At 63.1% G+C, this 6,668-nt stretch carries 7 protein-coding genes and 1 pseudogene; 7 read left to right on the top strand and 1 reads right to left on the bottom strand.

Translation table 11 applies throughout. The features are described from left to right. A pseudogene (locus OEZ60_RS21790) lies at positions 1-93 on the top strand (IS6 family transposase); the annotation flags it as partial. Positions 94-173: 80 nt separating this feature from the next. On the opposite strand, the gene OEZ60_RS21785 reads toward OEZ60_RS21790, so the two are convergent. Beyond that, on the bottom strand, positions 174-902 hold the full coding sequence (locus tag OEZ60_RS21785; RefSeq protein ID WP_263340922.1) for a GntR family transcriptional regulator: 729 nt from the start codon (positions 900-902) through the stop codon (positions 174-176). A gap of 203 nt (positions 903-1,105) precedes the next feature. Between OEZ60_RS21785 and OEZ60_RS21780 the strand changes: the two genes are divergently transcribed. The 6 genes from OEZ60_RS21780 (at position 1,106) to OEZ60_RS21755 (ending at position 6,448) form a co-directional block, all read left to right on the top strand. Continuing rightward, a complete protein-coding gene (locus OEZ60_RS21780) occupies positions 1,106-2,293 on the top strand; it encodes an ABC transporter substrate-binding protein (protein ID WP_263340921.1) in 1,188 nt (395 codons plus the stop codon). 76 nt (positions 2,294-2,369) lie between these two features. Next, the gene (locus OEZ60_RS21775) at positions 2,370-3,239 is read left to right on the top strand and encodes a branched-chain amino acid ABC transporter permease (protein ID WP_263340920.1); all 870 of its coding nucleotides are present in this window, start codon (positions 2,370-2,372) and stop codon (positions 3,237-3,239) included. Positions 3,240-3,243: 4 nt separating this feature from the next. After that, entirely contained in the window at positions 3,244-4,215 is a 972-nt protein-coding gene (locus OEZ60_RS21770; protein WP_263340919.1) for a branched-chain amino acid ABC transporter permease, read from the top strand. After that, positions 4,212-4,994, top strand: coding sequence for an ABC transporter ATP-binding protein (locus OEZ60_RS21765; RefSeq protein WP_263340918.1), 783 nt, complete (start codon positions 4,212-4,214; stop codon positions 4,992-4,994). The genes OEZ60_RS21770 and OEZ60_RS21765 overlap by 4 nt, the downstream gene beginning before the upstream one ends. A 3-nt stretch (positions 4,995-4,997) precedes the next feature. Then, complete coding sequence (locus OEZ60_RS21760) at positions 4,998-5,720, top strand: ABC transporter ATP-binding protein (protein ID WP_263340917.1); 723 nt, start codon at positions 4,998-5,000, stop codon at positions 5,718-5,720. A gap of 8 nt (positions 5,721-5,728) precedes the next feature. After that, positions 5,729-6,448, top strand: a complete 720-nt coding sequence (locus OEZ60_RS21755) for an aspartate/glutamate racemase family protein (RefSeq protein WP_263340916.1) — start codon at positions 5,729-5,731, stop codon at positions 6,446-6,448. The last annotated feature ends 220 nt before the right edge of the window (positions 6,449-6,668 follow it).

Genomic DNA, 6,668 nt, shown 5'->3' with positions numbered 1-6,668 from the left:
TTCAGTCAGGAACGCCACCTCTACTCGCGACAAAACTTCAAGCTCAACCGCGCCGCCGCTCTCGCCGAGTGGCGCGGCCTCGGCGCAGCATAAGGGACAGCGATCCTGCCCTTGTGGAGACGGGTTCAATTGGTCTGCCAGCACCCCTGCCAGCACCCAAACGGTGGCTCGGACTATGAGCCGCGCTTGCCGGTTCCGCAAAACACGGAGATAAGATCGACGCCGGTACCGGGACCGGCCTTCAGATCGACCCGCTCTTCGATATGACGGAGATGCGCTTCCATGATTTTCGAAGCTTGTTCCGCGTCGGACTTTCTTAGGGCGTCGATCAAGTCCGCATGGTCGTCGTCGCGGCAATTGGTGACGCCCGGTGCGCCGTAGATGCCGATGATGAGCGACGTGCGCGTGACCAGTTCCTTGATCATGCGTAGCATCACGCTGTTCCCCGCGACCTCGGCGAGCATCGTGTGAAACTGACCGGACAAGCGGATCGCGTCGCGGCGGTTGCCATTGGTATGGGCGTGCGATTCCAGCTCGAGGTGCCGCGCAAGAGCCGCGATATCCTCTCCGGTCGCGCGGTTGGCCGCCATGCGCGCGACATTGGGCTCGATCGCCAGCCGCGCCTCGAACACCTCGCGCGCTTGTTCCGCCGTAGGTCGCGCGACGAAGGCACCGCGATTGGAGTGCAGCTCGACAACCTCGCGGCTGGCTAGAAGCAGCAGACTGCGACGAATGCGCATTCGGCCGACGCCGAATGCCTGGCAGAGTGCGGATTCGGAGAGTTTCGTCCCGGCCGGAAGGCGCTGCTCGATGACCGCTTCGAAGATGCGATCCACGATCTGCTCCTCGGCCACCTCTTCAGCGGTCGAGAGCTGTTCCTTGTTCGGGCCGGCTAGCGTCATGGCGGTGACTGTTCAGTGCTCTGGAGGGCTTCGGCAATAGATATAAGCCCGCCCTGTCTTCAACAAGGCTATATGTTTGCAGACAGGAATGCCAATTATTTGTTGACATGATTGTTAACAATCATGCTGAATACGATTGCCGCACGAGCTCTGACGCAGCGGAGCACCAGAAACGAATCGAATGGCATCCAGGGAGATATCAGATGAACAGACGCACTCTTCTCAAGTCGACCGCGCTCGGCGCCGTGGCCAGCCTGTCGTTCTTCGGCATGGCCCAGGCCGAGAATCCGGTTCTGAAGATCGGCTTCGTCGGCGTGACCTCCGGTCCTGCCGCCGCCTGGGGCATTTCGAACCAGCGCTCCATGGAGACCCGCGCGGACTGGCTGAACGAGCTTGGCGGGTACGAGATCGACGGCACGAAATATGACATCGAGATCGTCGCCTTCGACGACCAGAAGGACCCCAAGCGCGCGATCGCGGGCATGGAGAAGATGGCGCAGGAAGGCATCCACTATGTCGTCGGTCCGAACGTCGATGACGGCGCGGCCGCCGTCCGCCCGGTCGCCGAGCAGAACGGGATCATGTATTTCCCCTACGCTTTCCCGAAGGAGCTCTATACCGCCCCTGCTTCGAACGCGGTGCTCGGCATGGTCGCTAACTACCAGTCGGGTCCGGCGATCTACAAGCACCTGATGGAAAACAACGGGGTGAAGAAGGTGGCCTTCGTGGCCGCGAACGAATCCGACCCGCTCAGCCAGCGTGATGGCGGCGTCGAGGCCGCCAAGACGCTCGGACTCGAAGTCGTCTCGGACAGCGTGACCTATCAGGTCGACACCACGGACTTCACGCCGGTCCTCCTGCCGGTGATCCAAACCCAGCCCGATCTTCTGGTGCTGTCTGGCGTTTCGCCGGCGAACGCGCCGCAACTCATCCGCTCGGCCCGCGAGCTTGGCTACGAGGGCCTGATCTCGACCGAGACGGCGCAAGACGCGACCGTGCTTCAGGAAGGCGCGGGTGAGTTGGCGAACGGCTTCATCTCGGTGGGCGGCGCCTCCACTCCGGAACTCGCCTCCGATCAGATGCGCGAATTCGTTGACCGCTACACCCAGAAGTTCGGGGAATACAACGACGAGTCGAACACCAAGGTCTACGCGCTCGAATACATCCTCGAGACCATCAAGGCGAACCCCGCGGCGATGACCGACGTCGAGGCATTCAAGACGACGATGGACACGTTCGAGGCGCCGAACCCCTACATGGTCGGCGACGCGAAGCTGAGCTATGTCGGCACCACCTCGTTCGGACAGAAGCGGCAGGTCTCGGTGCCGCTCGTTGTGAACGTCTTCAAGGACGGTGCGTTCGAGACGCTGTTCGTGGCGCAGGTCGACTGACGCCCGCCGAACGCAGTCTCACTCGGGGTCCGGCCCTCCCAAATCCCGCCGGACCCCATCCTATCCGAGGACATCCATGGAACAGATCATCGCCAATGGGCTATATCTCGGCGCCCAATACGCCCTTATTGCGCTCGGGCTAACGCTCATCTTCTCACTGATGAACGTGCTGAACTTTGCGCACGGCCAGATGTATGTGCTGGGCGGTTTTGTCACCTACACGATCGTCGCGCAATTCGGGTTGCCGTTCATTGTAGGGCTCCTGGCGTCGGCCGTGATCCTCGCGGCGGTCGGCGCGGCGGTGGAGAAGTTCCTCTTCGCGCCGGTGATCCGGAAATCGAAGCGCGAGGAATCGACGATGCTGCTCGCCGCCGGCATCGCCTTTTTCCTCGACGCGGTGATCCTGCTTGTCTTCGGGGAAAAGCAGCGCGGTGTGCCGAAGATCGTGAACGGAGTGTTCAACTGGGACTTCCGCATCATCATGCCCTATGACCGCATCCTGATCGGGGTGCTGGCCATCGCCATGATCGCGAGCTTCATCCTCTTCATGCAATACACCAAGGCCGGCCGCGCGATGCGGGCGCTGGCGCAGGACCGCATGGCGGCCGAACTCATGGGGGTGGACGTGAAGCGCTACTCGATGCTGGGCTTCGCCCTCGGCGCCATGCTCGCGGGCCTTGTCGGCGGCCTCCTGGTGACGATAACGGGCATCAACCTCGGCATGGGCGGCCCGACCTCGATCAAGGCTTTCATGATGATCATGATCGGCGGCGCCGGCGTCATCTCGGGCGCCATCGCCGGGGGGTTCATCCTGGGCATGATGGAAAGCATCGGGCTCACGCTGCTCGCGGCCTACGGCGACATCACCTATCTCGTGATCTTCGCCTCGCTGATGGTCTTCCTCGCCATCCGACCGCAGGGCCTGATGGGCAAACCGTGGGGCTGAGCACATGAACACGCAAAAACTCGTTGGCGTCGGTGCCTTCCTGATCGCGGTCTTCGTGATCGTGCCCTGGCTCATCTCGGTCAGCGGACGGTGGGACTTCTACTACACGCTGACCTCGGTCGCGCTCCTCTCGGTCGCCTCGGCGGGTGTCTGGCTGACCTTCTACATCGGCCGCATCAATATCGGGCAGGGCGCTTATGCGCTGGCCGGCGGCTATGTCTCGGCGATCCTGATGACCAAGGCAGGCTTCAGCTTCTGGGCGACACTACCACTCGCGGGACTTTTCTGCGCCGCCCTGTCTGTCCTGATCGGGCTGCCGATCCTGCGTCTACGCGGCGTCTACTTCGCGATGGTCACGCTTGTCCTGACCGAGGTCGGGCGGCTCTCGGCGCTGGCTCTGCCGGTGACGAACGGGGCGAAGGGCATCACCTCGATCCCGCTGCCGGGGGAGGTCTCGGTCTTCGGCCTTACGCTGATCCCGGATTTCGCGACGCTGGCCAACCCGAAACTCGCCTTCTACCTCGTCGCGGTGCTCCTGATGGTGATCTGCTTCGCGGCGCTTTACCGCATCGTGAACTCTCGCCTCGGCCACCTTTGCCGCTCGCTCCAGCAGAACGAGGAACTGTCGGCCTCGATCGGCGTCAACACGGCCTACCTGCGGGTCCTCGCCTATTCGATCTCGTCCTTCTTCGGCGGCATCGCCGGGGCGATGTTCGTCGCCATCTCGCAGTCGATCTACCCCTCGTCCTTCCAGGTCGCCGACAGCGTGAACTTCATGCTGAACTGCTTCCTCGGCGGCCTCGGCTACGTCTTCGGCCCGATGCTCGGCACGCTCCTGCTCTACTTCGGCTGGGATCTTCTCTTCACCACCGGCCGATACCAGCTGCTGATCTACTCGTCGCTTCTGATCATCCTCATGCTCTTCCTGCCCAACGGCGTGCTGAGCCTGTTCGAACGCAAGGGAGGGCGCAAATGACCCCGATCCTTCAAGTCAAGGGGGTGACCAAGCGCTTCGGCGGGCTCACCGCGAACAACAGCATCTCCTTCGACGTGGCCGAGGGAGAGATCCTCTCGGTCATCGGGCCGAACGGTGCGGGCAAGTCCACTCTCTTCAAGCTGATCGCCTCGTTCCTCAGGACCTCGTCGGGCGAGGTGCTGTTCAAGGGGCAGCGCATCTCCAACCTCGCGCCGCACAAGGTGGCCCGGATGGGGGTGGTCAGGACCTTCCAGGAAACCACGATCTTCCGCTCGATGACCGTGCGCGAAAATGTCGTCGTGGCGCATCACCTGCGCTCCAAGGCCTCGCTTCTGGGGTTTTTCCTCGGCACGTCGCAGGCGCGGTCCGACGAGGCGGAGTTCGGCGTCTCCGCCGATGAGATCATCGGGTTTCTCGGCATGGACGCGATCCGCGACGAACTCGCCTCGAACCTGCCGCAGGGCCACCTCAGGGCGCTCGGGATGGCGATCGGTCTCGCGACCAATCCGACCGTGCTCCTCCTCGACGAACCCTTCGCCGGCATGAACCACGACGAGACGATGCGAATGGTGTCGCTGGTGCGCCGGCTCAGGGATGAACGCGGAGTCACCGTGCTTCTCGTCGAACACGACATGCCCGCCGTGATGAAGATCTCCGACCGGATCGTGGTGATCAACTTCGGCGAGAAGATCGCCGAGGGAACACCGGCCGAGATCCAGTCCAACGAAAAAGTCATCGAGGCCTATCTCGGCAGCGAAGACGATGCGATCGGGATGTAGGCCATGACCCAGATGCTGAACTTCCAGAACGTCGAGCTTTACTACGATCACGTCTATGCGCTGAAGGGCGTGTCGATCGAGCTGAACGAGGGCGAAACCGTCGCGCTGATCGGCGCGAACGGGGCCGGCAAGTCCTCGATCCTGCGCGCGATCACCGGTCTGAGAAAGATTCATTCGGGCGAGATCCATTACATGGGCGACCGGCTCGACGGCACATCGGCGGCCGAGATCGTGCGGCGCGGCATCGCCATGGTGCCCGAGGGACGGCGGGTCTTTCCCTACATGTCGGTGAAGGACAACCTCCTGATGGGGGCATTCACCCGATCCGACAAGATCGAGATCCAGCAGACGCTCGACAGCGTACTGGAACGCTTTCCGCGGCTGAAGGAACGCTTCGGCCAGCAGGCGGGAACGCTCTCGGGCGGCGAGCAGCAGATGATGGTGATCGGCCGGGCGCTGATGGCGAAACCCCGGCTGCTGCTCCTCGACGAACCCTCGCTCGGCATCGCGCCGAAACTCGTGCAGGACATCGCCCGCGCCATCGTCGCGATCAGCCGCGACGAGGGGGTGAGTGTGCTTCTGGTCGAACAGAACTCACGCATGGCGCTCTCGATCTCGAACCGTGCTTATGCCCTTTCAACCGGTGCGGTGGCCCTTTCTGGCGAAAGCAAGGAGCTGATGGGCGACGACCGGATCAAGGCCGCCTATCTCGGCGGAGAACTGTAGGTGGCATGATGCGCATACTCGTAGTGAACCCCAATTCAACGCGGCACATGACCGACAAGATCGGCGCGGCCGCCCGGCGTGTGGCATCGCCCGGAACCGAGATTCTCGCGGTCAATCCCAAGGAAGGGCCAGCGGCGATCGAAGGCTATTACGATGAGGCGATGTGCGTTCCGGGCCTGCTCGAGATCATTAGCGGCACCGTCGACTTCGACGCGGTCGTCATCGCTTGCTTCGACGACACCGGCCTCGACGCCGCCCGCTGCCTGACCGACCGTCCGGTGATCGGCATCGGCGAGGCCGCCTATCACATGGCCTCGATGCTCTCGAACAGGTTCTCAGTGGTCACGACGCTCGCGCGATCGGTGCCGGCGCTCGAACACAACCTCACCCGCTACGGGCTCGCCGCGCGCTGCGCGCGGGTGCGTGCCTCGGATGTGCCGGTGCTGGAACTGGAGCGTCCCGGGTCGGATGCCTGCGGCCGGATCAGCGCCGAGGTCGGCCGCGCGATCGCCGAGGACAGGGCCGAGGCCATTGTTCTTGGCTGCGCCGGCATGGCCGACTTTGCGGCATCCTTGTCCGCCGAACACGGGCTGCCGGTGATCGATGGAGTGGTGGCCGCTGTCGCGTTGTGCGAGGCGATGGTCCGACTGAATCTGCAAACGTCGCGGCGTGGCGGCTACGCTCCTCCCGTCGCGGCGCGCGATGAAACTCGGGCCGCGGCTACTTAAGGTTTCCACGCGGCGCTGTCTCCATCAGGGGCGGTCACGTCATCAACATCGGCCGAGCCGAGACCGTCCTGACACTACGAGAACGGATCAACCGGCGCTGTCAGAAGGAATCTGGTTGAGACGGGCAGGACGGCCTCGTAGCCTCCGGCCATGACGAAACGCGACCCGTTCAAGTATTTCCACAGCAGTCCGGAGATCATCCTCCTTGCAGTGATGCTCT

The organism is Albidovulum salinarum (assembly GCF_025673475.1).
GTDB classification, from domain to species: domain Bacteria; phylum Pseudomonadota; class Alphaproteobacteria; order Rhodobacterales; family Rhodobacteraceae; genus Albidovulum; species Albidovulum salinarum.
The sequence above is the reverse complement of the archived record's forward strand: the minus strand, read 5'-3'. Positions and strand labels throughout refer to the sequence as shown.